The following is a 597-nucleotide window of genomic DNA, read 5'->3' as shown; positions in this document are numbered from 1 at the left end:
GAAGTTTGGTAGACCTGAAGCTGGTGCTCCGCAACGAAGCCAGTTAGGGTAGAACAGGTAACTAGGGCTAAGTCGTAACAAGGTAGCCGTACCGGAAGGTGCGGCTGGATCACCTCCTTTCTGGAGCAGTTCGACTCGTGAGTTCAAGAGTAGTGTTACAGTAACGACAACTTACTGCTTGTCTTTTCCTTCATTCAAATAATTTTGAATCCGAATACGGGCTTGTAGCTCAGGTGGTTAGAGCGCTACACTGATAATGTAGAGGTCCGTGGTTCGAGTCCACGCAGGCCCACTTGGTTCGCTAGGTGGTCTGATAGATTCCGGATTCAGCAAGTAATTAGAGGAATACAATAGGTATTCTTCTACGATGTCACTAAACACCAGAGTGACGAACGTTCTTTGACGTAAGGGGTAACAAAAACGAAGCGTAGCGCGCTTGGTCTTAGCAATAAGACAAAGCATCTCCTAGCAATAGGAGTAGCGTTACGAAAGCGAAGTAAGCAAGAGCACACGGGGGATGCCTAGGGTCTCAGAGGCGACGAAGGACGCGATAAGCTGCGATAAGCTGGGGGGAGGGGCACATACCCGTTAATCCTC

The 597-nt window shown here is 49.1% G+C and carries 1 tRNA gene and 2 rRNA genes; all 3 read left to right on the top strand.

What is annotated here, in order from left to right:
- Positions 1–120: ribosomal RNA gene (locus ABD819_RS21455) — 16S ribosomal RNA — on the top strand; the annotation flags it as partial.
- A 98-nt stretch (positions 121–218) separates the two neighbouring features.
- Positions 219–292 (top strand) — tRNA-Ile (locus ABD819_RS21450).
- 198 nt (positions 293–490) lie between these two features.
- Positions 491–597 (top strand): 23S ribosomal RNA (locus ABD819_RS21445); the annotation flags it as partial.

It is taken from the genome of Hymenobacter antarcticus, from assembly GCF_039539545.1.
GTDB classification, from domain to species: Bacteria; Bacteroidota; Bacteroidia; order Cytophagales; family Hymenobacteraceae; genus Hymenobacter; species Hymenobacter antarcticus.
Note: the sequence above shows the minus strand (reverse complement) of the source record. Positions and strands in the feature narration are given on the sequence as shown.